The following is a 24392-nucleotide window of genomic DNA, read 5'->3' as shown; positions in this document are numbered from 1 at the left end:
CAGCGTATATTGACAGAAATATAGTATAAATGTTCGGAATTACAACTATGCTAATAACAAAAGAAAATTTAAAATTATCTAATTGAAAAAGGATGATGATTATGATTCCATCACAGCCAGCATTTAGCTTAAAAGGAATTGGTATGTTATTAAGGATTATAGCAGTTGTATCTTCCAGTGTGGCAGCTATTCTATCAACCGTATTGCCACTTTTATTTCATTATACTTTATCAGCATTGACGATTATCAGTGTTGCTTCCATCTTATTAATTGGAACAGTATTGATACATGGAATGTTGACACATACTTTTAACGATCTGGCAGATTACCAATCTGGCACAGATCAGCATAGTCCTGGTATACTTTCTGGAGGCAGTAGGGTGTTACAGACAGGAACGATGTCAGAGCGGATGTTAATTCAATTAGGTATTGGGATAAGCATATTCTTACTGTTTATTACAGCTGTCTTTGCCTTTTTAGGGTATATAGAATTTGCTGTTTTGACACTTGTAGGTCTTTGGGGAGCAGCTTCCTATTCATTAAAACCGTTTCAATTAGCTTATTATCCTTTTGTGGGCGAATGGTTTAGTTTATTTCCAACAATGTTATTGCTGGGAATTGCAGCACCATGGATATTACTTGAGCAAGTACCTATATGGGCTTGGCAAAATGCATTGATTAATGCCATATGGTGTATGACATGGGTCATGGTGCATCATATTCCTGATAGGCATGCCGATCGAAAAGCACAGCCTATAAAACGTACATCAGTTGTTTGGGCAGAAGATAAATTTGGGGAAATAGGGGCCAAGCTTCCAGCACTGCTTTATTTTATATTTGTTGGTACGTTACTAGTTTGGATGGCTTTTACACGCCCAATTGGAGCAATTGGAGCTGGTGTTATACTAATTTATGGTATTTATCTTATGATGAAAATGGATGTCGAGGATGTTGAGAAAGTAACAAGCATTGAAAAAATCCTTCTTCTACTCGCTTTTGTGACAGCTATCTGGATTGGTATCTTTATTTAATATATTACCGCTCCATTTAATAAAAATCGGAACATAAAACAATCTTCCTCATCTGTAGATAGATGGGGGAGATTGTAATAATGATGATTCTTGAATGGTTTTCTTTTCAGTTCAAGGGAGAATTTAATATTTTTTTGAAATTTTTTTGGCTTTAGCCTTTGAAGGATAAGATGTCATTATATCCCCTTCCATCCATACTTCTACTTCATCACCTTTACTGAATTTATCTGTATGTTCATAATTTAGATCTATCAAACCAAGAGATGTACTACCATTTACATCTTCATTTTGTATATCTAAAACCGACTCATCTTTGATTTTCTCATATTCAGCAGGAGAAAGTTCTGTAGCAAGTTTTACCCCATCGTCATTTACTTCTAATACAATACCTTCTATATCAGGCTTTCCACACCCAATAAGTAAAACATTTAACAAAACAATAAATGTTATGAGAAGTGTTTTTTTCATATTAACTCTTGCCTTTCTCTCCTATTTCAAGATTTAAAGAAAAAATATCATACTTGATCTCTTTTTTATTCCTTCTCTAAAATAACTTCACCATTTTGAATCTGTTTAAGGATTTCTCTCCATTCTTCCTTCGAGAACTTTGGTTTATCGGACATTTTTACTGATATCAACTCATAATGACCGCCTTCCGCCTCTTCCGTTGCCGCTTCTTCATTTGGGGATGCTAAATTTGCTTCATGAATTAGAGAACAACCTGCAAGAAATAAGACTAATATCATTGTAAAAGCTATTAAATATTTATTCATTTTACATCTTCCTTTTTTTAAAATTGTGCTACTTTATAGTCCGGTTGTTATAGTTAATTACCATTATACAAGATTTGGGGAATACTTTCTTTTTACATTTTGTAAAATTAAGCACACAACTATTACTGTAATTTGTTGTTACAATCTCACCTATTAATGGCATACCGTTATTTTCTATTGTTAAATATAAATTTTAGAATCAAGAAAATAAATAAGTACCCTAATACTCCTCCAAACGTATTCAGAATTAAATCATCTACGTCAAAACTACCGAACCTAAATATAAGCTGTATAAGCTCAAAAGCTAAACTCAAGCAAAAAGTTGCTAAAATAATGACCTTTAAGTTTAAAAACTTCCTTGATAGCAAAGGCATCAGGAAACCAAACGGCATAAAACCAATTACATTACCTGCTAAATTCACAATACGTATACTAAAATTCATATCTGCTGCAGTAAAAAGATAATAAGAAATAGTTTTAAACGGAATAAAGTTATGACTGTGCCAAAAAGTTTCTCCCTCAAAATTCAAAGTGATATGGTCTACAATTACTTGTAGAGGTAGAAATTTAAATAATATTTGTTTTGAAAGGATAATTAAATAAAGACAGAATAACAGTACTACCATAAATTTATAAAAAGACTTCAATAAATAAGTAACCCCTCTCTGTTAACGAATTGATTTCCAATCTGGCTCATTTATATATAAGAAAATATTTTGAATTGAAATTTTGTTACTATTCTAACATAAATTCCAAATCATTTTGATTGCTTGCGATAATAAACTTCTTTATGATAATCGGGTTTTATAACGGATTACATATTGTCTTTAGTGTTAAATCCATAAGCCATTTCATAGACTTTCTCTTCTAACGCATTTATAATATACCCATATAGGTATATAGAAAAGAGGAGATTATATTGGAAAAGAAACAATCTGCTGAAAATCACACAGCAGTATCACCACTACAACATTTTTTTTGGCTTCCATTGAGTGCAATTACGCTATTTTCTATCATTGCGTATATCGTTGTTGCTACGGCACAGGAAAACCTTACTTTCGTTCACATCTTCTTGCTCAGCATCCTTCTTATCGCTATTATTTCTAGGATGCTTGCTCGAATTTATGCACTTAAATTACAAGATAGGTTGATTCGAACAGAAGAAACACTGCGATATTACATGTTAACACAAAAGAAAATCGATGAAAAAATTACAGTTAATCAACTTATTGGATTACGCTTTGCATCAGATGAAGAATTTGTAAGTTTAGTAGAAAAGACAGGAAACGAGGATTTATCAAAAGGTGAAATAAAACAAATAATTAAAAATTGGCGCGCAGATAATCATAGAATTTAACTCACTATCCATATAAAGTCAACAAACTCCCAAGCAATAAAAATCACCGGGAGTTTGTTGTTTAAAATCTATTAATCCAAAACTATATTAATCTATTAATTTACTTCTTTTCAAAACCTTGACTTTCTAAATCACTAACAGCTTTCTCCAAGCTTAAATCTTCATCATCTAAAGATGATCCAAGCCCCATACCTATTTCATCTAAAGCATCTGTATCTGCTTTTGTGAAATCTATATTTGCTTCTACAATAAGCTCTTCATCTTCAAAGCCAACACTAACGTCGACTCCATCGGATTCATTCGCTGACGCAAACGCTTCTTCCATCAATTCACCCATTGTAGATTCAGCTTCCTCTTTAGAAGACATATTCAAAGACTCATATGTTTGAGCTATTTTCATTTCTACTTTTTCAATTTTATCTTTTTTAGCTTCAAAAGTGACGATTTGTGTTGCACCATCTACATCACCTTCAAGGGTAACCTTTTCACTTGAACCACAAGCTACTAATGTCACCATAGCAGTTAATATAAATAAAAACATGATATTTCGAAGATTTTTCTTCATTTACTTTTCCCCTATCCATTTTTTTGAAATAATTACTAACTTACCGAATTACATGATCAAAGTCAAACTAAAATAACACTTTAGCAATTTTGTAACACAAACGTAATACTATATAAGTATCTTTACCCATTGATGCTATTACATAAACTAAAAAACACTTATGCATTTGTAATATTACAAATTATTACTCCTATAGTTAATTTTTCTTTTTGTCATCAATTAATTAACTTTTTTCTTAGGCTAGCTTTCATGGAAGCTTTCTGGAAATCCTCCCATTTTTCTTCTATGGTATAAAAGAGGTTGTCTTTTTTCTATGTCAATTTCAATAACCTCACCAATAAAGATAATATGATCTCCTGCCTGGACTTGCTGGAATGTTTTACATTGCAATGAAGCCACAGCATTCTTAATAATTGGTAATTGATATGCTGATGAATTCCAGTCGCAACCTTCAAATCTCTCCTGGTTGCTAAGACTGCTTGCAAATAATTTAGCAATTTCTGCTTGATCATTCGCTAAAATATTAACAGCAAACTTATCTGCTTTTTTAAATGCCTCATATGTAGAAACTCTATTATCAATTGACCATAAAATAAGTAATGGATCTAGTGATACAGAAGCAAATGAATTAACCGTTAAGCCTATTGGATTACCTTGTTCATCATTTGATGTAACAATTGAAATACCTGTAGGATAATTTGCCATTGCTTCCTTAAAAATATCAACTTTCATTGTCTCACTTCTCTCCTTATGATTTAACATTTTTAGAATTTTGTTCGCAACCCGAAATTACTTCATCAAATAAACAAGATAAGAGCCTAAAGGCATCTTATCTTGTAGATAAAAGTTATTATTTATTTAAAGCTTTTTCATAATTACGAGAAACAACATCCCAATTAATAACTTTAAAGAAATTCGCTATATATTCAGGTCTTCTATTTTGATAAGCTAGATAATAGGCATGCTCCCAAACATCCAAACCTAAAATAGCTGTTTCCCCTACCATAATCGGATTATCTTGATTTGGCGTACTCGTTATATTAATCTCATTCTGATTATTAACAACTAGCCAAGCCCATCCAGAGCCAAATCTTCCTGTTGCCGCTTGCGTAAATTCATCCTGAAAATTTTCAAAACTACCAAACTTTTGGTTGACCGCCTCAGCTAAATCACCTGTCGGAGAATTATTCTCTTTAGGAGTAGTCAGTATTTCCCAGAATAGCGAGTGATTTAGATGTCCTCCCCCATTATTTCTAACAGCTGTTTGAATAGGTGCTGGTAATGTACCTAAATTAGCAAGTAGCTCTTCCAATGTTTTTCCTTTTAATTCTTCATGTCCTTCAAGCGCCGCATTCAGATTAGTTACATATGTTTGATGGTGTTTTCCGTGATGAATTTCCATTGTCTTTTGATCAATAACTGGTTCCAATGCGTCGAATCCATAATTTAATGCTGGTAATGAAAATGTGGTCATTATAAATCCCTCCAAATTTTTAATTAATACTTTATAAACTATTTAGTATAATAATTATGCATAAAAGATTAGGTAGAAATTAACTTGTAACAGGTATATCATCCTCAGTAAATTTAATAAGGAAATGACAATGATGATCTCCATCTGCTTTACAGCTTGTTCTTTGTACATGCTCTGTATTTAAAACTTCTTTAAACATATTTGTCTCACAATGGCACGCTTGTTTAAAATTTTTAGCCACTTCAAAAATTGGACAATGATGTTCAATCAATTCAAATTGATGCTCATCTATTTTAATCACGTCAGCCATATATCCTTTGTCGATTTGAATATCCTTTAATGTCTCAACCATCGCTTCATTTGAAGAAATATCTTTCATAAAAGGAAAATACTTACCTGCAAGTCTTTTACCTCTATTCTCAAATAGACGATCAATGATTTCATTTCCTTGCATTTCTTGTAAATCATTTAAAAAATCCAAAGTTAGATTATCATAATTTTTCGGAAAGAGTATATCAGCTTTAGGTGCTAGTGAAAAAACCTGAACAGGGCGACCCAAGGGTTGCTTTACTTCAGAGATATGCAGAAAGGAATCTCTCTCAAGAATATTAAGATGTTTTCTAACTGCCATTTCTGTGATGTCTAACGCTTGCGCCATTTGACTTACTGTCATTTCATTTTGCTTTTTTAATAAATCAATAAGTTTTTCTTTTGTTGTTAGACGAGAGTTCTTCATTTTTTCACCTCCAGGGTAGTTATCCTCATCATAGCATAACATTTTCCATTTTAAAATATGACGTAAAGTTCATCATAAAACCCCTTTGATAATGAATAACTCGTTGTATGGTCTATGTAAAATATTTGCTATGCTAATAAGTCACCTCTTTCTATAATTATCTAGTTTATATCTTATTTTTTATTTTTTCAACATTTTAGTTTAAAAAGTTAATTATATACTGATTAGCGTACTAATTTACTTTTGAAACATAACAGAAATTTCTTTTCTACGCTTATCATATTGCGTCTTGACAGTTATATTTTCATTATTTATACTTTTAGGTATAAAAAGTTAATTAAATGATCATTTTTACGAAAGTTAGGTTTTTAATTAGCAAAAAGAAATAGAAAAGAGGTATTACATTGGATCAAGTTGATATAACCATTATTGGGGCTGGCCCGACTGGATTATTTACCGCTTTTTATGGTGGTATGCGTCAAGCAAGTGTCAAAGTAATAGATAGCTTGCCTCAAATTGGAGGACAGTTAACAGCACTTTATCCAGAGAAATACATATATGATGTAGCAGGATTTCCTAAAATCCAAGCACAAGAGCTGATTGATCAATTAGAAGAACAAATGAACTTATTTAACTCTGAAATTATACTTGGTCAATCAATCGAACAACTAGAACGTTTAGAGGACGGCACATTTCGGCTTATTTCAAACACTGGTGACATACACCTAACCAAAACAATTATTATTACTGCTGGCAATGGTGCTTTTCAACCAAGAAGATTAAATGCTGGGGAAAGCGAAACTTTTGAAGGAACGAACCTATATTATTATGTAAAAGATATAAATAAATTTAAAAATAGACGAGTTGCTATTCTTGGTGGTGGTGATTCCGCAGTAGATTGGGCATTAATGCTAGAGAAAATAGCTTCAGAAGTTACGCTTGTCCATCGTAGAGACGATTTTCGTGCCCATGAGCATAGTGTAAATCAATTAAATAAATCTACGGTTAAAAAACTTACTCCTTTTACAACAGCTTCCATTGTTGCGACAAATCGAATTGAAAAACTGATTTTACAAGAAATAAAAGGAGAAAGACTGATTGAATTAGATGTTGATGATGTTATTTGTAATTACGGATTTGTATCCAGCCTCGGACCAATTAAAGATTGGGGATTAGAAATAGAAAAGAATAGTATTGTTGTGAACTCTAAAATGGAAACTAATATTCCTGGAATCTATGCTGCTGGTGATATTTGTACGTATGAAGGAAAAGTAAAACTAATTGCAACAGGCTTTGGAGAAGGTCCAACCGCAATCAATAATGCAAAAAATTATATGGACCCAAAAGCACGAATTCAACCAAAACATTCTACAGCCATGTTCTAAAACTGAAAAAATAATTACAAATTGAAGGAGGATTTACTTTATGGCTTTCGTTATTCTTGACCCATGTAGTAAAGAAAAAGCGGCAGAATGTGTAAGTGTCTGCCCTGTTGATTGTATAGAGGAAGGCGTAGATCAATTTTATATTGATCCTGATATTTGTATTGATTGTGGTGCGTGTGTAGCCGTTTGTCCAGTTGATGCGATTGTTGAAGAATATGACTTATCTCCAGACCAAGCCATTTATTTAGAAAAAGCAGAGGCCTTCTTTGAAAATAAGTAGAAGCTTAGATGTAATGAAAAAATTTATAGATTAGTTGTGAAAGCATTCGTAACTCAGAAATCTAGAGGAATATCCTCTTAATTAGATTTTACAAATAACGCAAAGGAAGCAAGGCATGCCCCTTCCCTTTGATGAATATAAATTCACCCTAAAACCATTTCAACTTTTTTAGGGTGAATTCTCATATATGAGTCTATAATTCTACTGAGTTTGCATTTCTTTGCTTTTCTCTTATAAATCTTGCAAGGAAAAACCCTACCAAAGCTAATAGTGCCATAACAATAAATGAATAAGTTACTCCCCAATATGTACTCACTCTATAAGATGCATCCATATTTGAAGTAGTGACACTGATAATAGTGGAAAGTGTAATAACTCCAAATGTCATTCCAAACTGTCGCACAGTATTAATAATCGCAGATCCATGAGGAATGTCTTTGTTGTCCAATGCATTCATGCTTACCGTAACTAGTGGCATTAGTGTTAATCCAAAACCAAGCATAAATAAACAAAAATATATGGCAATTAAATATGGAGAACTTTCCATGCCCACAGCATTTAATAATAATAAAGCTATAAATGTAAATAAAAATCCTATAATAGTAATTTTTCTACCGCCGTAACGGTCATATAAATTCCCTGACACAAATGTCATGATAGATAGCAAAATGGTTCCTGGAAGCAAAAGAAAACCAGATAAAAATGCACTTGTTTGTAGAACAGTTTGTGCAAACATAGGTAGTATTGTCTCTGTAGATAATAATAGCATTAAATTAATAAAAACAAGTATCGATGCTAACCGAAAGATAGAATTAGAAAACAATTGCACATTAAGAACTGGTAAAGTCAAATGTAATTGACGACGTACAAAAAGGTAAAGCACTATAATTCCAATAAAAAGCGGAAGAATTACAAGTTTATCCATAAATCCAGTCACACTTATATTACTTAAACCAAAAATGAAAAAAGAGAAACCTATTGCAGAAAGAATAATGGAAAAAACATCTAATCTCGATTCTTGCTTTTCCAACACATCTTTCATTGCAAATACAGCTAAAATTAAAGCTACTACTATTAAGGGCAATATAACCCAATGAAGAGAACGCCAGCTATACATATCGATTATGATGCCAGAAAGAGCCGGTGCACTTGCTGGTGCTACATTCGATACAGCTCCTAGAAGGCCCATTGCAGCACCTCTACGCTCATATGGAAATATAGTCAATAATATGGTTTGGACAAGTGGAAGAATAATACCTGCACCCATTGCTTGAATTGCTCTTGAGAATACTAATGTAATAAAATTTGGTGACCATCCTCCAATTACTGTACCAATAGCTAAACAGGAAAGCGCAAAAACAATAAGGCTTTTTGATGAAAACGTATTTGATAGATAAGCGGTCATTGGAATAAAAACAATTGTTGTTAGTAAAAATGCTGTAGTAAGCCATTGTACTTGAGTAGCATTTATATCAAATTCAGCCATAATTGTTGGGTATGCTGTGATTAATAAAAACTGACTAAATGAAAATAAAAATGTCGCTAAGATAACAACTACCACAACACCCTTATGATTAATTTTCTGTCCCATTTTTTTGGATTCCCCCTAGCCGTTACCATCTCAAAACATAGGTAAAATAGCTTTTACTCACTTTTCAAAGCGTAATTTATCCTTATAAAAAGAGATTTTATAGTGAGAATATATAAAAATTTTCTAATCTCTATATCTTCTGCAATTTGATCTAATAAAAACAAATCATAATACGCTAAATAACTTAAAGCAGCATCTCGTATCTTAGTTGGAGTCAGAACCTTCTATAACAAAAACTCCTTACTGATAGGTAGCCAAATATTACTATACTCCATAATATAGGTCAATCAAATAGTCAGAATTCATATGAAATTCCCAAAAAATGAAATGCTATTATCCTCTAAGTAAATTTGAAAACAGAAAAGTATGGAAGCTTTTTAAGTAAACAAATGGCTATCAATCGAAAAATTCGATATAACAAGATAATCCGCTTCACTAAACTATATTTAAAGCTTGCACTATATATAAAGCATGAAAGGAGCAAAATGTTTGAAAATCTTATTAGTTTGGAGCAACTAGAACGATTGGCACAACAGGACTTTTAATGGATGACCCGTTAAAAACAGTATCTTCTGCCGTATAGCCAAGTGAAAGTATGGAAAATTATTTCAGGGATTTGAACCTACTACATCTAAACGAGTTGGCTTATCATATCGCAAGTGTGTTTTAGGATTAGAAACAGGACAAGCTTATAAAATATATTAACTTCTTCTTAAAAATCAATATTGACTTTAAAAGACGTTTTAAGCGTCTTTTTTCATGCTGCAATCAAGAAAATAGAAAAATAAAAAAAGCCCTTCTATAACAGAAGAGCTTCTTACTATAAAATCTTATCTAACGTTAGTTGCTTGAGGTCCACGGTTGCCTTCTTCGATATCAAAAGTAACTTGTTGACCTTCTTCTAATGTTTTGAAACCATCGCTTTGAATTGCTGAGAAATGTACGAATACATCGTCTCCACCTTCAACTTCAATGAAACCGAAACCTTTTTCTGCGTTAAACCATTTTACTGAACCTGTGTTCATAGATAATTCCTCCATGTGCATCATTTTATGCACGTTTATTACTTTGGTTGTTCTGATAATAATTCAAGACGATGATATACATTATATGCATTGACATAAATCCTGTATTGCTAACACAAACAATTAAGTTGTACGTAGTGTAACACTTATCCATTTAAAAAGATAGCTTTTTCTTTATTTATTCGAAAAAAGTTTTATTTAGCTTTAGTTATTCGGAGAATATAAGGCAGTTATCATCAATGCTGTATCGCTAGGTATCGTCAAACTGCTTTGTACAAAGTTCGTAATATACTTTCAAGCATCAAATATTGTAAGCTTGTTCAAAAGCCTCTACTTCACCAACGATTCTCTATGGAAGTTTTCCTCCACCACATGATACTGCAAACGTAATTCCTTCTCTTTTTTAATTTGTTTTCATCAGCAAATAAACAAAATAAGGAGTACTAACAATTGCTACAACAATTCCTACAGGGATTGTTGTTGGTGCTAGAATATTACTTCCAATAACATCAGCAATTATCAAGATAAATCCTCCCAATAAAGCTGAAATAGGAATTACATAATTATGTAATGGCCCAACTAGCTTACGAACAATATGTGGAACAACTAATCCTAAAAAAGCAATTGCTCCACCGGCTGCTACTGCCGCTCCTGCCAATGCTACAGCAATAAAAAATAAAAATCCTCTTTCTTTTTCTACATGTGTACCTAAACCGGAAGCTATATCATCTCCTAAATGAAAGACATTTAAATTTCTTGCCTTTATCATTGCAACAGGAATAAGAATCAACATCCATGGCAATAAAGCATAAACAAAATCCCAGTTTGCGCTCCATATTTCTCCAGAAAGCCAAATAGTTACATGGCGATAATTTTGTGGATCCATTCGTAGCTGTAATATTGTTAATAGAGCACCAAATGCAGCATTCACTCCAATTCCAACTAAGACCAGGCGAATTGGAGAAACTCCTTTTTTCCAAGCAATAGTATAAATCAAAATTGCTGCTGTAAATGCCCCTACTAAAGCTACAAAAGGAAGCATATAGGTGCTAAGCACACTGCTAGCGGGGATAATTCCTTGAAAAGAATAAAGAAATAAAACAATCGCAAAACCTGCACCTGAATTAATTCCTAAAATTCCTGGATCAGCAAGACCATTTTGTGTAATACCTTGCATAATTGTTCCGGAAACAGCTAAACCAGCTCCAATAAGTAATGCTAAAATAATTCCTGGCATACGAAATTTAAATAGTACAAGCTCCTGCCTATCTGTCCCTTGCCCCATTAGTGTCTGAATTACTTCTTTTGGAGAAATGGAAATCATACCTAAACTCAAACTGATAAAGAAAAAAGCAATTATTCCTATGATTAAAATGCTAATAATTAACCAAAACCGAAGACGTTTTTTCTTCTCAATTGTATTCATTTTTTGTCACCCCCACTGCTTCTTGCTAGATAAAGAAAGAAAGGAACACCAATAATAGATGTAATTGCTCCTACTGGTGTTTCAAAAGGGGCATTAATTAGTCGTGCAATAAGATCTGCATTTACCAGCAATAAGGCTCCAAATACTGCTGTGGTTGGAATAATCCAACGATAATCCGTTCCAATAATAAAACGTGTAATATGCGGAATAATGAGCCCTATAAACCCAACAGAACCTGCAATAGAAACAGCCACACCTGTTAATATCAACACAACCACAATACCAGAAACTTTAATCAATGTATTATTCTGTCCTAATCCAGTAGATAAATCATCTCCAAGACTGAGAACAGTAATAGATTTTGCAATGGATAACGCTAATGCCATTCCAATAACTCCAACAATAAGAAGAATAACTATCTCATTCCATCCTACTCCATCTAATCCACCTGCAAGCCAAAAACCAATATCTTTCTCCAGTTGGAAATGTAACGAAAGAATAGAAGAAACAGAACGCAATAAGGTTCCTATAGCAACCCCAGCTAACGCTAGTTTTACAGGAGTTAGGCCGCCACTAGAAAAGGATCCTACTAAAAATACTAGTGTTACTGCTACCCCTGCTCCTAAAAAAGAAGAGAATATTAGGCCAATATTAGAAACTGCTGGATAGAATGCTAAAATAATTACTAGCATAAATGCTGCACCATCTGTTACACCCATAATAGAAGGTGATGCAAGAGGATTACGTGTCATTCCTTGCATCACTGCCCCAGATACAGCTAAAAATGCGCCAACTAATACTGCAGCTAAAGCACGTGGAATGCGTAACTCCCAAATAACCTGATGTGCCTTATCTCCCTCATTAAAATTAAAAACAGCCTGCCAAATTATATGTAAATCAATTTTTGTTGCACCATAAGAAATAGAAACACCAATCGAGAAAACGATCAGAAAAATTCCTATGATATTGATTAATAGTTTTATTAATTGGGATGAATGCGAAAATAATTTCATTGCTTATATACTCCTATATCCTCTATCTAAAACATTATTAGATGAACATATCATGTTTAGATATTCTGTAATTTTAAGTTCTATTTCCATAAAATATCACTATAATTTTATTGACACCTTAATCGAAAATGATTATCATTATCGGTAGAAGTTCATTATATAATATTAAAGGAGAAAAAGAAATGCACAAATACATACAAAAGAAATATTTGTTAATGCTTATCCTCATTGCTCTATTTCTTCTCGTTGCTTGTAGTAATAGTAATGATAAGGAACCGAACGAAGCAGATGAGCCCAATAAATCAGAAGAAGTAAATACACCAAATGATGCAGAAGAAGAAAGCGAAATCAAGGTTGATTCCGATATGGGGGAAGTTACCGTTCCTGCAAACCCTGAAAAAATTCTTGCATCTTACAATGAAGATACATTGATTGCTCTTGGTGAGAAACCTGTTGCAAAATGGGCAATTGGTGAAAGCGTACAAGATTACCTAGAACAAGAATTAGCAGATGTTGACACCATTGAATGGACATTGCCTCTAGAGGCTGTTCTAAGCATAGAACCTGATCTTATTATTTTAGATCATGTGCTAGATAATTATGAAGGCTCTTATGATGATTATGCAGCTATTGCACCTACCTATGTATTATCTGAAGAAGAGGTAAGTGATTGGCAAGTTCGCATACAGAAGATAGGGAAACTAATAGGTAAGGAAGATGAAGCAGCAGAAGCTTTAACGGATTATGAGGAAAAAGTAAACCAAGCAAAAGAAGGGCTTAAGGAATTATTAGGTGACGAAAGCGTTGCAATGATGTGGGTTATTGGAGGTAAATACTTCCTATTCGAGAAAAATCGTCACTCCGCTAATATGATTTATAATGAACTAGGTGTGACAGTACCTGGACTGGTTGAAGAGCTAGGCCAAGGAGAATCAGCTTGGAACCCAATATCTTTAGAAAAACTTTCTGAAATAGATGCTGATCATCTCATTATTCTAGGTAACAAAGATGATGAAGGAATTGAAGCATTAGACAATAGCAATGTCTGGAACAATACTGCTGTCGTTCAAAATAATCAAGTATACTTCATAGAAGATGAAAGCAATTGGACAAACAGTGGCTTGGTTGCTTCAAAACAAACAATCGATATGTTTGTTGATTTGTTTAAATAATTTTCATACTTGTTTAAAAAGCTTAATTTGTCTTTAAGCAAAAGATTTCTACCTCTTATTAACCTTTTTTAAAAATTTCTTAAGAAAACAAATACTTAACAGGAATATTTGTTCTCTTAGTTTCTTATCTAAGCAAAAGGAAAGGAATCACCTTTACAAAAGATCGTGAATACTACTGAGTGAAACTTTTTTACATGAAAAAATAGAAGCGGCTTATTAAGTATTTATTTTTTATTGAAATTGTTATCATGTCCATCAAAATCATAGAATGAAATTAATTAAGAACACCACACCTTTTTAGGTTAGGGAGGCGTTTTATATTGAGCTCATTAACAGCAAGTAATCTAACACTGGGATTTGGAGATCGAATTATTATAAAAGAACTAGATATTTCTATCCCAAAAGGGGAAATTACTGTTTTTATTGGTCCAAATGGCTGTGGAAAGTCAACATTACTGCGTTCGTTGGCACGTTTATTAAAACCAAAGCGAGGATCTATTGTATTAAATGGACAAAATATCGCTCAAATGCGAACAAAAGAAATTGCACAGAACTTAGCAATCTTGCCACAAGGGCCAACAGCTCCTGAAGGTTTAACTGTTTATGAGCTTGTTAAACAAGGAAGACATCCTTATCGTAAAGTAATGAAGCAATGGTCCAAAAAAGATGAGGAAGCTGTACAAAAAGCTCTAGAAGATACAAATATGTTAGATTTAAAGGATCAATCTGTTGATTCTTTATCAGGTGGACAGCGCCAACGGGCATGGATTGCGTTAACCTTAGCACAAGATACTGAGATTATTTTATTAGACGAACCAACCACCTATCTGGATTTAACACATCAAATTGATGTTCTAGATCTTCTTTTCAATTTAAATGAAAAAGACAATCGTACTATTGTAATGGTATTGCATGATTTAAATTTAGCAAGCCGCTATGCACACCATATCATTGCGATAAAAGATAAAAAAATATATGCTCAAGGACGCCCGGAAGATACAATTTCAGCAGAACTTGTTTCAGCAGTATTTCGTATGAGATGTAATATCGCACGTGATCCTATCTTTGGTACTCCAATGTGTATTCCACATGGACGAGGAAACTGCTTAATTAAAGATGCTATACAAAAAACTTGATAAACTAGCCAAAAGATTAATTCATTTTTAATAAAAGACACGTTGTTCATTCCAGTATCTTTCGTCAGAGGTGGAAAAAACCTTGATGAGACCACAAATATAGAGGTTATCGAAGTAAGCTATATAAGAACAATCATTGCTACATTCAATACATCTAACTTTCTTTTATCAGGTTGGCAAAACTAATGGATACTGATAAATAGAATGATAAATATAAACTCATACTTATCACCTATCAAAGTATGAGTTCACATCTTTTTAACTATCGCGTCGTAACAAGGAAAACCAATAAATCCCAATACACACAACCACCCAAGCAAGAAGTGTAAAGAAAGCAATCCACGGCGGAAGCTCAGTCACTTCATAAGCAGGAGTTCCAAGTAAACTCATACTTGCTTGATCTGGCAAGAATCGTAATCCTTCTGGCCATTGTAAGATACCTGTCGCAATAAGTATTGGAATCATAATTAAAATGGAAAGCGGTACAATTGTACTGCGTGTTAATTCTGCAATGCCAAAAGCAATCATGGACATTAGGAAATAGACTGCTGTCCAACGAGCGATATCAATCAAAATATAACTCATATTCACGTCAGAAAAGACATTAATTATCAACCGTGACGGGATGATAGCTACCAAAATTCCACATAATACTGCCAGTCCAACCACAATCATTGTCCTTTCATCTATGTTTAAACGTTAAAAATCAAACTGATATGTTTTAAGAGATTTGCCTCCTAATTTCTGATAAAATTGAACCGCATGAGTGTCAGCTTCCTCCGCTTGGACAAATAATTCCTTTATACCTTTACTTCTGCAATCTGCTAATAGCTCCGAAACCAATTTGCTACCAATCCCGTTTCGTTGATGACTATTCTGAACTGCTAAATCATAGATATACATTGCAGATCCAGGCTTATCATACGACATGAGCTCATAAGCAGTTATTCCCCCAATAACTTTATTGATGATGAAAAGCGACCAAACACACAAAGTTTGGATTGTTCAGCAATTGGCTAATATTTTTCTTATTTACGCCATTGTTGGCCTCAAATACATCGTTGAATAACAATACTAAATCATAAAAATCCTTTTCATCGCCTGATTGTAGCTTTTTGTAAGTAATATCATTATTCATTTGTTTCTCCTCCTATCTTATTTTAAAAATGCTAATTGATTATTCGTAATATTATTTTCATACAATCTGAAGTAGTCTCGGTACACCAAATACATTAACAGTAACGATACAGCAAGATAGCGTATCTACAATAGGGAAAAACAGAGATATTGAATGTTAAATGTGATCCAGCATTATCTGGTATTTTAAGAGAGAATAATGCAATTTTACCCGCTTATCACATGAACAAGGAGCACTGGATTAGCATTGTATTGGATGGTTCTGTTCCTGACGAGGAAATCTTCCATCTCTTAGATTTAAGCTATGATTTAACAAGGTAAAAAAGCGTTTAGAGTAGTAGACAATGATTGTTTACTATTTTAAGGGGAAGAAATGGAAAAAACTATAATGCAGCAAGACTGCTAAACATTTTAACATAAGGATTATCGCCCCACACTTAGTTAATAGCTTATCTATTTGACAGTTAATCAATTGCCATTATAATAAATACATTCAATAATTAGAAGAAGATGAATAACATATGACAAACCCTCTTGATAATCCGGATATCGAGGTAAAACTCTTTCTTACATTACATCAAAAAAACAAATAAATTAACCAGAATATTAGATTCAAAAACCACAGTATTTGATTTGAATTTAGCTCGGCTATATCTATTATAAATGCTTGAGGAAAGAAACTATGAAGCATTACCCTCTGAGCTAAGCAATGAACTTACTGTCACCCGATCAAATATTAGCGGTTTATTACGTGCTCTAGATAGGAAATCATTTGAAATTTCAAATGATTTCCCTACAAACTAAGCGATGTCTTAAGACACCGCTTTTTTCTTCTTGAAATATAAAATAGCTTCTATAATGAACACAAGAATAATAGATATTCCGAACAATGGCATTAAAATACCAAGTACTATTAACATCGATATAACAGAAATTGAAAGTGGTTTATTAACTCTTTTCGGTAGTATATTTGAGAAGTTTTTTGTACGTTTCATCCAAGAAATAAAACCAATTACGATAGCACCTAGAAACGCGATACAGACAAGTAGATTCATTACTTTATTTGGCAAACCAAATAAGTGACCTTCATGTAACGGGATACCCCAAGTAAACCATTTACCTATGACACCATATTCTTCATAATCCACTTTTCCCAGCCTGTCGCCGCTATATTGATCATAATAAACTGTTGTTTCTTCATTTGGTGAAACATCCAGCCCAGTAACACCAGAATTACTTCCTTTGGATACAGTGAAAACCCCTTTCTCATCTGATGGATATACAATAGAAAATGGTTTAGAAACACCCTCTTTTTGAGCAATACTGCTAATTTCATCAACAGTCATTTGATTGGGTAAATCAGTAACTGAACTTGATGCACCGTGATGATCAGCGTGTCCTTTATGCTCACCACTCTCAGACACAGGTTCTTTTTTACTTTTAGTCGCCCAAGGAATCTCGTTAATATCTGAATTAGGTGGGTTATAACGCAACTCCGTATTCCCTAAATTTGGATAATCCTCTCCCAACTTACTAATATGACTTCCCATGAATGCTGACCATGGAATACCTGTTAATACAATAACAAATAAAGGTATGGCTACAATCAATCCTAAAAGAGCATGCCATTTTTGAAATCTTAATTTCTTATTTTTATTCGTAATAAGTTTCTTTTTAACTAACATATAAGTTCCAGACACAATCATGAAAATAGTCCAACATGCAGTTAACTCTACTAAGTAATTAATAATTGTGTTTTCCGTAAACAGTGAACTATGTATGCTTCTCATCACATTAGAATAAGTATATTTAGCATTTTGACTAGCAACTATTTGGTTATTGTCATCTAAAAAAAGATACTGTTGATTCCCATCTTCATTACTGATTGTTATCCTATCATTATAAGGCTTTTCCATAATACTAATCTTGTTTATACTGTAACCAGTATACGTTTCCTCAATCTCTTTAACAGCTTGTTTAAGTGTCTGTTGTTCCGTTTCTTCACTTTTACCAAAAAACTCATGTTGATATATTTTATTTTCCACATCCGTGAAAAAAAGATAACCAATACCTGATAAAGTTAATATAAGTAATAATGGAGTGATAAACAACGCTGCATAAAAATGAAGTCTTTGTAAAGGATTATAGGTATTTTTCAAATTAGATCCCATCCCTTTTATTTTTATATAACATCTTTGCCTATTGATGCTAGTATAGTTTCATGGACACAACTTAGTTAAGTCTTTAAAATTATTACTAGGGGGTTGTGTCCAATGGCAAATCACAAACATGGTAAACGTTACAATGATGATTTTAGGAAGATGGTTGTTGATTTATATCGTTCAGGTCAATCAGTTAGGGAATTAAGCAGTGAATATGGCGTTTCAGAAGTAACTATTTATGCATGGATAAAAAAATTCAATCCAGTAGAGCTAGAAGATGGATCATCCGTAACACCAGATGATTACGCAAAGATGCAAAAAGAAATGCTTAAGTTACAACAGGAGAACGAAATATTAAAAAAAGCTATGGCCATATTCGCAAAAAAGTAACCGACAACGATATTACGGATTTCATCGAGCAAGAAAGAGAATATTACCCTGTTCATACATTGTGTGAAGTGCTTGGTGTTCCTAGGAGCACGTACTATCAATCATTAACGTTTTCTATCTCAAAACAAGAACAGGAAAATCGACAACTAACAAAAGAAATCATCCGAATTTTTAACGACAGTAAACAACGTTATGGTGCACCAAAAATCCACCATTTATTAGAGTTGGCCGGATATCATGTAAGTTTAAAACGTGTGCAACGCCTGATGAAAAAGGCAAATATCAGGTCCATCACAACGAAGAAATTCCGTCCGACACCGAGTAAAGAAAAGATAATAGAACGTGAGAATATTTTAGAGCGTGATTTTGAGACGAAAACAATCAATGAAAAATGGGTTGGAGATATTACTTATATCCACACGTTAAAGCAGGGTTGGTGCTATCTGGCAACTGTTTTGGATTTGCATTCAAGAAAGATTGTTGGCCATTCTTTTGGACGCACAATGACAACGGAATTAATAAGCACCGCATTACGAAATGCATATGAAACCCAACAACCCTGTGAAGAACTTATCTTTCATTCAGACCTTGGTAGTCAATATACAAGCGATGAATTCGCATTTTTGATCACCGAATTTAACATAATGCATTCTTTTAGCTATAAAGGTAGCCCTTATGACAATGCTTGCATTGAATCGTTCCATGCCATTTTAAAAAAGGAAGAAGTCAATCATGTTCAGTATCTAGATGAATATTCAGCGAAAATAGCGTTATTTCAGTACATTGAAGGTTGGTATAATCGCAAAAGAATTCATGGGAGTATAAATTATATGACACCACAAGAGGTAGAAAATATCTGCCGAAATATCAGCTGAAAATATCATTAAAAACTTAAGCTATTTGTGTCCAAGATATTGACATAGGTCCATATAACCATGTTTTATTTTTCTGAAATAGCATTAAAATAAAGCTGTTGAAATGTTTCATATAAACCGGTATTAAGGTATTGATTAATAGAACCTTTACTAATAACCTCACCTTCACTAAGAAACAAAACTTCATCAGCAATCTGTTCAGCAATCTGAAGATCATGCGTTGAAAAGATAATCGTTTGTCCATCCTTTTTAGCCTGTAGCATAAGGTTACAAAATTGTTTCACCCAATATGGGTCTAAACCGTTCGTTGGCTCATCCAAAATTAGAATATTTGGCTTTGCTAAGAGTGCTTGAGCTAACAAAAGGCGTTGATTCATTCCTTTTGAGAACTTGCCAACTTTCTCATTTAGTTTATCTAGCAAACCCACTTCCTTTAATGTTTCTAAATATCTTGTTTTACTTATATTTTTAATTCGTGCATAAAAGTCCAGCGTTTCTTTAGTAGTCATCGACTTTTGAAATTGAAAATCATCTGGCATATAGCCAAGTTGTTCTAAGAATTGCCTTTTATGTTTATTTTTATTTAATCCATTGATTGTCACATATCCTGTTGTGGGCTTTATTATCCCTGTAATCAACCGGATTAGTGTACTTTTACCTGCCCCGTTGCCACCACATAAAGCAAGTATCCTTCCTTTAGAAAGTTGATAATTTAAAGACATCAATAAGTGTTTCTTCTTTACTATTTTCGATAGATTATAAAACTCTACTGTCATGTTATTCTGCTCCATTTTTGTCGCTCCGATTCCAAATAAATCCACCAACGAATATTGATACGAATATCCAGCTCAAAAAAATACCGAAAAAAATAAGTAATCCGTAGTTACTGGTTGCCCATGTAATCCATTTATAATAGTCAGCTCCGAACGCCGCCCCTGCTCCAAATCTCATAATAGAAACAACACGAATAAATTCAGCAGGATTTAAAAGAGTTAGTACTTGTAAAATAGGTTTTATTAATTTATAAGATGGTAAGTGGCTAAGTGTGCTAATCATTAACAATGGCCATATAATTATTGTAAAAAACCATACTGTGATTCCTCCAATAAGTGATTGCCAACGATTCATCACAATAGATCCTATCAATAAAGAAATACTTAAATAGACTAATGCCAACACAGTAGAAAATAGCCAAAAGAAAATTAAAGTATTAATACTTAATCCATGTCCAAATACGATAGTAATAACACCAGAAAGCCCAAAACTAAAAAAGAGCATAGTTAAAAGAATAATGGCTAGTCCAATCCATTTTCCCCATAAAAAAGCATACACAGAGATTGGATAGGTAGAAAGTAATCCCCATTGCCCATCTTCCTTTTCAACTGCTACTGAAAATCCACCTAATAGAAGGGTAATTAACGGTAATAAATATAGGGTCATATTTATTACCGTACCAGTCATATCAGTATACCCTTGTACAGTTGCAACACCTGATTGTAACAGTAGTATAGCAACAGTAAAAATGGACAAAAGGATCATAAAAGAATAGGTCCAGGAGCTTCTAAACCCTAATTTTATTTCTCTTTTTGCTACTGTTAGGATACGCAACTTCATATCATTCCTTTACAATGACTTCATATTCCATGTGTTCGTGTAAATCATGATCATCTTCTACATGAACTTGAATAATATATGTACCAGCTTCTTTAAAGGTATAATCTGCAGCATAATTCCCTGTATTAGCTTCACTTGCGTCTACCCAGTCCGTATTATCTTCCTTCCAAATTTCATAACGAACTTTAGCACCTTCTAAACCAGCTTCATCAAGTGTAATATTTACCTCTAATTTAGTTTCTTCTCCTACCGTTGCATTTTCAAGTTCTGTAAAGTGCATGTCAAATCCTTCTGTATGAAACCCATGCCCATGGTCGTGATCTCCATGGCTGTGATCTCCATGGTCATGTCCTTCATGACCATGATCCATCATCATTTCCCATTCATGATTGTATAAATCCGTAGCACTTAAAAGTTTTCCAAAACCATTTTCTTCTATATATGCTTCTGCTCCTTCACTATCTTTAAATGAAATAACTCCAAATCCCATCGGGGTACTTATCCCCTCGTCATAAACAAACGTTGCATTTTCAAGTAGAATCCATTCCAAAGTGTGAAAGTCGCGTACAAATTTAGCTCCAATATCGTCCTCACTATTTTCATCTAACCAGACAAACATATCGCCAATATCATCAAACTTTAATGGCTTACGATTCTTTAAAATAATTTGCGTTGCATGCTCATCATCCGCGATAGCCATTCCACAAACTACACAAACATCCGTTTCTGGATCAATTGGTTCCGGTTCATATTCTAGTTCAGTAGTTTCATCGGACTCTTTATTCTCTGAATTGGCGTCTTCTGCTTTCTTACCATTATCTCCCTCACCACATGCAGCTAGAACCAAGGCAACTACCACTAAAACCATAAATAACAAACTAAATTTTTTCATTGCTTTTTACCCCCAAATAAATAATAAGTATGCTAAAAATTAATAGAAAAATACAAAATAATAAAGTAGAAACTTGATTTATAGATTGATTGTTCTTTGAACTGATTAACGGATTTTCCATTAATGGAGACTCATCAACTAGTTGCTGGTCTACAGGTGTAGAAATAAGCTGTTCAAGAAATATCATCCCAGGTGACTGAAATAATAATTGAAAAGGCGGGAATTCATTCGTTAAATTGAGAAAAAAAGGATCAATTTTATATGTTAAGTCACTAGTTTTGTCTCCAGTTATATCTAAACTAAGGTGGTCTCCCCAATAGTTTTGATTCGTATCATTTTCAGAACTCTCCGTTGCTTGTCCTTGTACTACATTTGCTATAAATGAATTGTTAACGACATCGTTATTTTCGGCCCTTTTAAATTGCATACCAATATAATTACCTTGTACATTATTAAAGGCTAATTTATTATCCCTCGCGCTTTCAATAAGAAATCCTATTCGATTATTTTCAATTGAATTCTCCGTGATGGTAGCTCCTGACGTATCAAATATGAACAAGCCTAACGATTGAACATTTCCTTGATTATTTCTTAATATATTATGTTTTGCTACTGTTCCTTCGGCTCCCATAATATACATACCACTTATATTTTCATATAATTCATTTTCTATAAGTTCGGTATTTTTTGTAAACATAAGATGAGTTCCATATCGAGAATGGGAGACAATATTATGATGAATTTTATTTTTATTGCTTTTTTCAATGTAAATACCATCTTGAACATTTCTTATTCGTGTAGCATAGATTTCATTATAATCCGAATCCCACAAGTCAATCCCATGATTTCGGTTTTTTATTGATTCATCTTCATTTCCTAAAATACTTACATATGATATGTTATTTTCATTCGCCTGATCTAATTGGATTCCGTAGCTATTAGTATCAATCTGAATATTATTTAAAGAGTTATAATCACCATTTATTAAAATAGCTGGTGACTTACTACCAGTATCTATATGTCTAACATTCAGATTTTCAATTATTACATTATTTGATTTGATTGTGATGGTAGGATTGGATCCTTTTTGAATTAAAGTTACATTTTCATCACCAATAAGATGAATAGGTTTATCGATAACAATATTTTCTATATACTCACCTTGATTTAGTTTAACAATTTCACCTGATTGTGATTCTTTAATCTGATATTGAATAGATTTTTCCTGTGCATTTGCATAAATAGGAGAAAATAAGATTAACAGCAAACCTAATGTCACCATAATAAATTTTTTTCTAATACAAACTCCCCCCTTTGTAAGCCCATGATTTTCACTTATCTGCAAAATTCTAATTCATTCATTATTAAACAAAGGAAGTCTTACTATTTTGCTTTCTTTTAATTTCTAGCAAACATCTTGACTCAATTATTAATAACTTTTCACCTCCATTAAACTCATTAGCAAAATAATATATTACATATGTGAAGTTAATGTGAGATTGTGTAATAAAATTGATTTTTTGAGCAAAGAGAGATAATTTTTAACCGTTATTCATCAAAAATTTGTTCTATGATGTTAATCAAGAAATGAAAATTAATAGGGGCTTCTGATTTCACACATATTTCATATTTTTTCTCTATAATTAAATGTATAAGAATTTACTGTAGAAATGGGGTATTTGTATGAATCGAACCATTGTTATGATAATAGATGACGAGGAACAAATGAGGAAAATGATCCGAACTTTTTTAGAGAAAGATGGGTATACAGTCGTTGAAGCAACAAATGGTTCTCACGCTCTTGCATTATTAGATAAAGCGAAACCACATTTATTGCTGGTAGATGTAATGATGCCCTTTATGGACGGATTTTCATTTGCTCAAGAAGTTAAACAACTATCATCTATTCCACTTATTTTTTTATCAGCAAAAGGAGAAGAATGGGACAAAGTCCATGGACTAAAACTAGGTGGAGATGATTATATAGTCAAGCCATTCTTGCCAGGAGAACTTCTTGCTAGAATCGAATCGGTTCTTAGACGAACTTATGGTAACAAGAGAGATTCTGACATTCTAACGTTTGGCCCCCTTATAATTAATTATAAATCACACCAAGTAAAACTAAATGATTCTCTGCTTTCATTAACACGAAAAGAATTCGGATTACTCAATATTCTTGCGAAAAATAATGGTCGCGTATACTCAAGAGAGCAATTATTATATCTCGTCTGGGGTGAAGACCATAACAGCAGTGAAAGAACAGTGGATACACATATTAAGACATTAAGACTAAAAATGGGAAACCATGGAAGTTTGATTGAAACTGTTTGGGGGATCGGTTATAAATTTGAGGTGTAA

28 protein-coding genes are annotated in these 24392 nt (G+C 33.1%); 9 read left to right on the top strand and 19 right to left on the bottom strand.

The window, feature by feature from the left end:
- Positions 1-101 precede the first annotated feature (101 nt).
- Positions 102-1031, top strand: a complete 930-nt coding sequence (locus AB4Y30_RS03795) for a prenyltransferase (protein WP_368654169.1) — start codon at positions 102-104, stop codon at positions 1029-1031.
- 123 nt (positions 1032-1154) lie between these two features.
- On the opposite strand, the gene AB4Y30_RS03790 is transcribed toward AB4Y30_RS03795, so the two are convergent.
- The 3 genes from AB4Y30_RS03790 to AB4Y30_RS03780 all read right to left on the bottom strand — a co-directional run bounded on the left by AB4Y30_RS03790 (position 1155) and on the right by AB4Y30_RS03780 (position 2451).
- Positions 1155-1499 carry a DUF3221 domain-containing protein gene (locus AB4Y30_RS03790; RefSeq protein ID WP_368654168.1) on the bottom strand — a complete coding sequence of 115 codons (345 nt, stop codon included), beginning with the start codon at positions 1497-1499 and terminating at the stop codon, positions 1155-1157.
- Between the two features lie 65 nt (positions 1500-1564).
- The gene (locus AB4Y30_RS03785; protein ID WP_368654167.1) at positions 1565-1804 is read right to left on the bottom strand and encodes a hypothetical protein; all 240 of its coding nucleotides are present in this window, start codon (positions 1802-1804) and stop codon (positions 1565-1567) included.
- Positions 1805-1971: 167 nt separating this feature from the next.
- Positions 1972-2451 (bottom strand): VanZ family protein, encoded by a 480-nt coding sequence (locus tag AB4Y30_RS03780; RefSeq protein WP_368654166.1) that lies wholly within the window; start codon positions 2449-2451, stop codon positions 1972-1974.
- Between the two features lie 272 nt (positions 2452-2723).
- Between AB4Y30_RS03780 and AB4Y30_RS03775 the strand changes: the two genes are divergently transcribed.
- Positions 2724-3161: a DUF6526 family protein gene (locus tag AB4Y30_RS03775; RefSeq protein WP_368654165.1), complete on the top strand. Its 438-nt coding sequence runs from the start codon at positions 2724-2726 to the stop codon at positions 3159-3161.
- A 100-nt stretch (positions 3162-3261) separates the two neighbouring features.
- Here the strand turns inward: AB4Y30_RS03775 and AB4Y30_RS03770 are convergent, their stop codons facing one another.
- The 4 genes from AB4Y30_RS03770 to AB4Y30_RS03755 form a co-directional block, all read right to left on the bottom strand.
- Positions 3262-3726 (bottom strand): DUF1307 domain-containing protein, encoded by a 465-nt coding sequence (locus AB4Y30_RS03770; RefSeq protein ID WP_368654164.1) that lies wholly within the window; start codon positions 3724-3726, stop codon positions 3262-3264.
- Between the two features lie 240 nt (positions 3727-3966).
- Positions 3967-4458 (bottom strand): flavin reductase family protein, encoded by a 492-nt coding sequence (locus AB4Y30_RS03765; RefSeq protein WP_368654163.1) that lies wholly within the window; start codon positions 4456-4458, stop codon positions 3967-3969.
- A gap of 118 nt (positions 4459-4576) precedes the next feature.
- Positions 4577-5200: a superoxide dismutase gene (locus tag AB4Y30_RS03760; RefSeq protein WP_368654162.1), complete on the bottom strand. Its 624-nt coding sequence runs from the start codon at positions 5198-5200 to the stop codon at positions 4577-4579.
- Between the two features lie 79 nt (positions 5201-5279).
- Complete coding sequence (locus tag AB4Y30_RS03755; RefSeq protein ID WP_368654161.1) at positions 5280-5936, bottom strand: helix-turn-helix transcriptional regulator; 657 nt, start codon at positions 5934-5936, stop codon at positions 5280-5282.
- A gap of 398 nt (positions 5937-6334) precedes the next feature.
- Between AB4Y30_RS03755 and AB4Y30_RS03750 the strand changes: the two genes are divergently transcribed.
- Both AB4Y30_RS03750 and AB4Y30_RS03745 read left to right on the top strand, forming a co-directional pair.
- A complete protein-coding gene (locus AB4Y30_RS03750; protein ID WP_368655163.1) occupies positions 6335-7321 on the top strand; it encodes an NAD(P)/FAD-dependent oxidoreductase in 987 nt (328 codons plus the stop codon).
- 40 nt (positions 7322-7361) lie between these two features.
- The gene (locus AB4Y30_RS03745; RefSeq protein ID WP_368654160.1) at positions 7362-7601 is read left to right on the top strand and encodes an indolepyruvate ferredoxin oxidoreductase subunit alpha; all 240 of its coding nucleotides are present in this window, start codon (positions 7362-7364) and stop codon (positions 7599-7601) included.
- Between the two features lie 193 nt (positions 7602-7794).
- Here AB4Y30_RS03745 and AB4Y30_RS03740 read toward each other — a convergent pair whose 3' ends face one another.
- The 4 genes from AB4Y30_RS03740 to AB4Y30_RS03725 form a co-directional block, all read right to left on the bottom strand.
- Positions 7795-9192: a DHA2 family efflux MFS transporter permease subunit gene (locus AB4Y30_RS03740; protein WP_368654159.1), complete on the bottom strand. Its 1398-nt coding sequence runs from the start codon at positions 9190-9192 to the stop codon at positions 7795-7797.
- Positions 9193-10022: 830 nt separating this feature from the next.
- Positions 10023-10217 carry a cold-shock protein gene (locus AB4Y30_RS03735; RefSeq protein ID WP_368654158.1) on the bottom strand — a complete coding sequence of 65 codons (195 nt, stop codon included), beginning with the start codon at positions 10215-10217 and terminating at the stop codon, positions 10023-10025.
- Positions 10218-10620: 403 nt separating this feature from the next.
- The gene (locus tag AB4Y30_RS03730) at positions 10621-11643 is read right to left on the bottom strand and encodes a FecCD family ABC transporter permease (RefSeq protein WP_368654157.1); all 1023 of its coding nucleotides are present in this window, start codon (positions 11641-11643) and stop codon (positions 10621-10623) included.
- Complete coding sequence (locus AB4Y30_RS03725; protein WP_368654156.1) at positions 11640-12656, bottom strand: FecCD family ABC transporter permease; 1017 nt, start codon at positions 12654-12656, stop codon at positions 11640-11642. The genes AB4Y30_RS03730 and AB4Y30_RS03725 overlap by 4 nt, the downstream gene beginning before the upstream one ends.
- Positions 12657-12838: 182 nt before the next feature.
- On the opposite strand from AB4Y30_RS03725, the gene AB4Y30_RS03720 reads away from it, so the two are divergent.
- Both AB4Y30_RS03720 and AB4Y30_RS03715 read left to right on the top strand, forming a co-directional pair.
- The gene (locus tag AB4Y30_RS03720) at positions 12839-13828 is read left to right on the top strand and encodes an iron-hydroxamate ABC transporter substrate-binding protein (RefSeq protein WP_368654155.1); all 990 of its coding nucleotides are present in this window, start codon (positions 12839-12841) and stop codon (positions 13826-13828) included.
- Positions 13829-14148: 320 nt separating this feature from the next.
- Positions 14149-14964: an ABC transporter ATP-binding protein gene (locus AB4Y30_RS03715; protein WP_368654154.1), complete on the top strand. Its 816-nt coding sequence runs from the start codon at positions 14149-14151 to the stop codon at positions 14962-14964.
- A gap of 258 nt (positions 14965-15222) precedes the next feature.
- On the opposite strand, the gene AB4Y30_RS03710 is transcribed toward AB4Y30_RS03715, so the two are convergent.
- The 3 genes from AB4Y30_RS03710 to AB4Y30_RS03700 are packed head-to-tail and all read right to left on the bottom strand — an operon-like array spanning position 15223 to position 16102.
- Positions 15223-15639 carry a hypothetical protein gene (locus AB4Y30_RS03710; protein WP_368654153.1) on the bottom strand — a complete coding sequence of 139 codons (417 nt, stop codon included), beginning with the start codon at positions 15637-15639 and terminating at the stop codon, positions 15223-15225.
- Positions 15640-15663: 24 nt separating this feature from the next.
- Positions 15664-15894, bottom strand: a complete 231-nt coding sequence (locus AB4Y30_RS03705; RefSeq protein ID WP_368654152.1) for a GNAT family N-acetyltransferase — start codon at positions 15892-15894, stop codon at positions 15664-15666.
- A gap of 31 nt (positions 15895-15925) precedes the next feature.
- Positions 15926-16102: a hypothetical protein gene (locus AB4Y30_RS03700; protein ID WP_368654151.1), complete on the bottom strand. Its 177-nt coding sequence runs from the start codon at positions 16100-16102 to the stop codon at positions 15926-15928.
- Positions 16103-16251: 149 nt separating this feature from the next.
- On the opposite strand from AB4Y30_RS03700, the gene AB4Y30_RS03695 reads away from it, so the two are divergent.
- The gene (locus AB4Y30_RS03695; RefSeq protein WP_368654150.1) at positions 16252-16422 is read left to right on the top strand and encodes an MmcQ/YjbR family DNA-binding protein; all 171 of its coding nucleotides are present in this window, start codon (positions 16252-16254) and stop codon (positions 16420-16422) included.
- A 491-nt stretch (positions 16423-16913) separates the two neighbouring features.
- Here AB4Y30_RS03695 and AB4Y30_RS03690 read toward each other — a convergent pair whose 3' ends face one another.
- Positions 16914-18260, bottom strand: coding sequence for a PepSY-associated TM helix domain-containing protein (locus tag AB4Y30_RS03690; protein ID WP_368654149.1), 1347 nt, complete (start codon positions 18258-18260; stop codon positions 16914-16916).
- 114 nt (positions 18261-18374) lie between these two features.
- Between AB4Y30_RS03690 and AB4Y30_RS03685 the strand changes: the two genes are divergently transcribed.
- Positions 18375-19528 (top strand): IS3 family transposase gene (locus AB4Y30_RS03685; protein ID WP_368654115.1). Its coding sequence is split into 2 segments (ribosomal slippage): positions 18375-18627 and positions 18627-19528, totalling 1155 coding nucleotides; the frame shifts between segments, so codons are not numbered across the junction.
- 65 nt (positions 19529-19593) lie between these two features.
- Here the strand turns inward: AB4Y30_RS03685 and AB4Y30_RS03680 are convergent.
- From AB4Y30_RS03680 to AB4Y30_RS03665, 4 genes are read right to left on the bottom strand one after another with little or no spacing between them, the layout of a single operon-like run.
- Positions 19594-20319 (bottom strand): ABC transporter ATP-binding protein, encoded by a 726-nt coding sequence (locus AB4Y30_RS03680; RefSeq protein WP_368654148.1) that lies wholly within the window; start codon positions 20317-20319, stop codon positions 19594-19596.
- The gene (locus AB4Y30_RS03675; RefSeq protein WP_368654147.1) at positions 20306-21136 is read right to left on the bottom strand and encodes an ABC transporter permease; all 831 of its coding nucleotides are present in this window, start codon (positions 21134-21136) and stop codon (positions 20306-20308) included. The genes AB4Y30_RS03680 and AB4Y30_RS03675 overlap by 14 nt, the downstream gene beginning before the upstream one ends.
- A 7-nt stretch (positions 21137-21143) precedes the next feature.
- A complete protein-coding gene (locus tag AB4Y30_RS03670; protein ID WP_368654146.1) occupies positions 21144-22034 on the bottom strand; it encodes a nitrous oxide reductase accessory protein NosL in 891 nt (296 codons plus the stop codon).
- Complete coding sequence (locus AB4Y30_RS03665; protein WP_368654145.1) at positions 22021-23379, bottom strand: nitrous oxide reductase family maturation protein NosD; 1359 nt, start codon at positions 23377-23379, stop codon at positions 22021-22023. Before AB4Y30_RS03665 ends, AB4Y30_RS03670 begins: the two co-directional genes overlap by 14 nt.
- Before the next feature lie 338 nt (positions 23380-23717).
- Between AB4Y30_RS03665 and AB4Y30_RS03660 the strand changes: the two genes are divergently transcribed.
- Positions 23718-24392, top strand: coding sequence for a response regulator transcription factor (locus AB4Y30_RS03660; RefSeq protein WP_368654144.1), 675 nt, complete (start codon positions 23718-23720; stop codon positions 24390-24392).

Origin of the sequence: Ornithinibacillus sp. 4-3, from assembly GCF_040958695.1 — a bacterium.
Lineage (GTDB): Bacteria > Bacillota > Bacilli > Bacillales > Amphibacillaceae > CALAMD01.
This window is presented reverse-complemented; position numbering and strand designations above follow the sequence as displayed.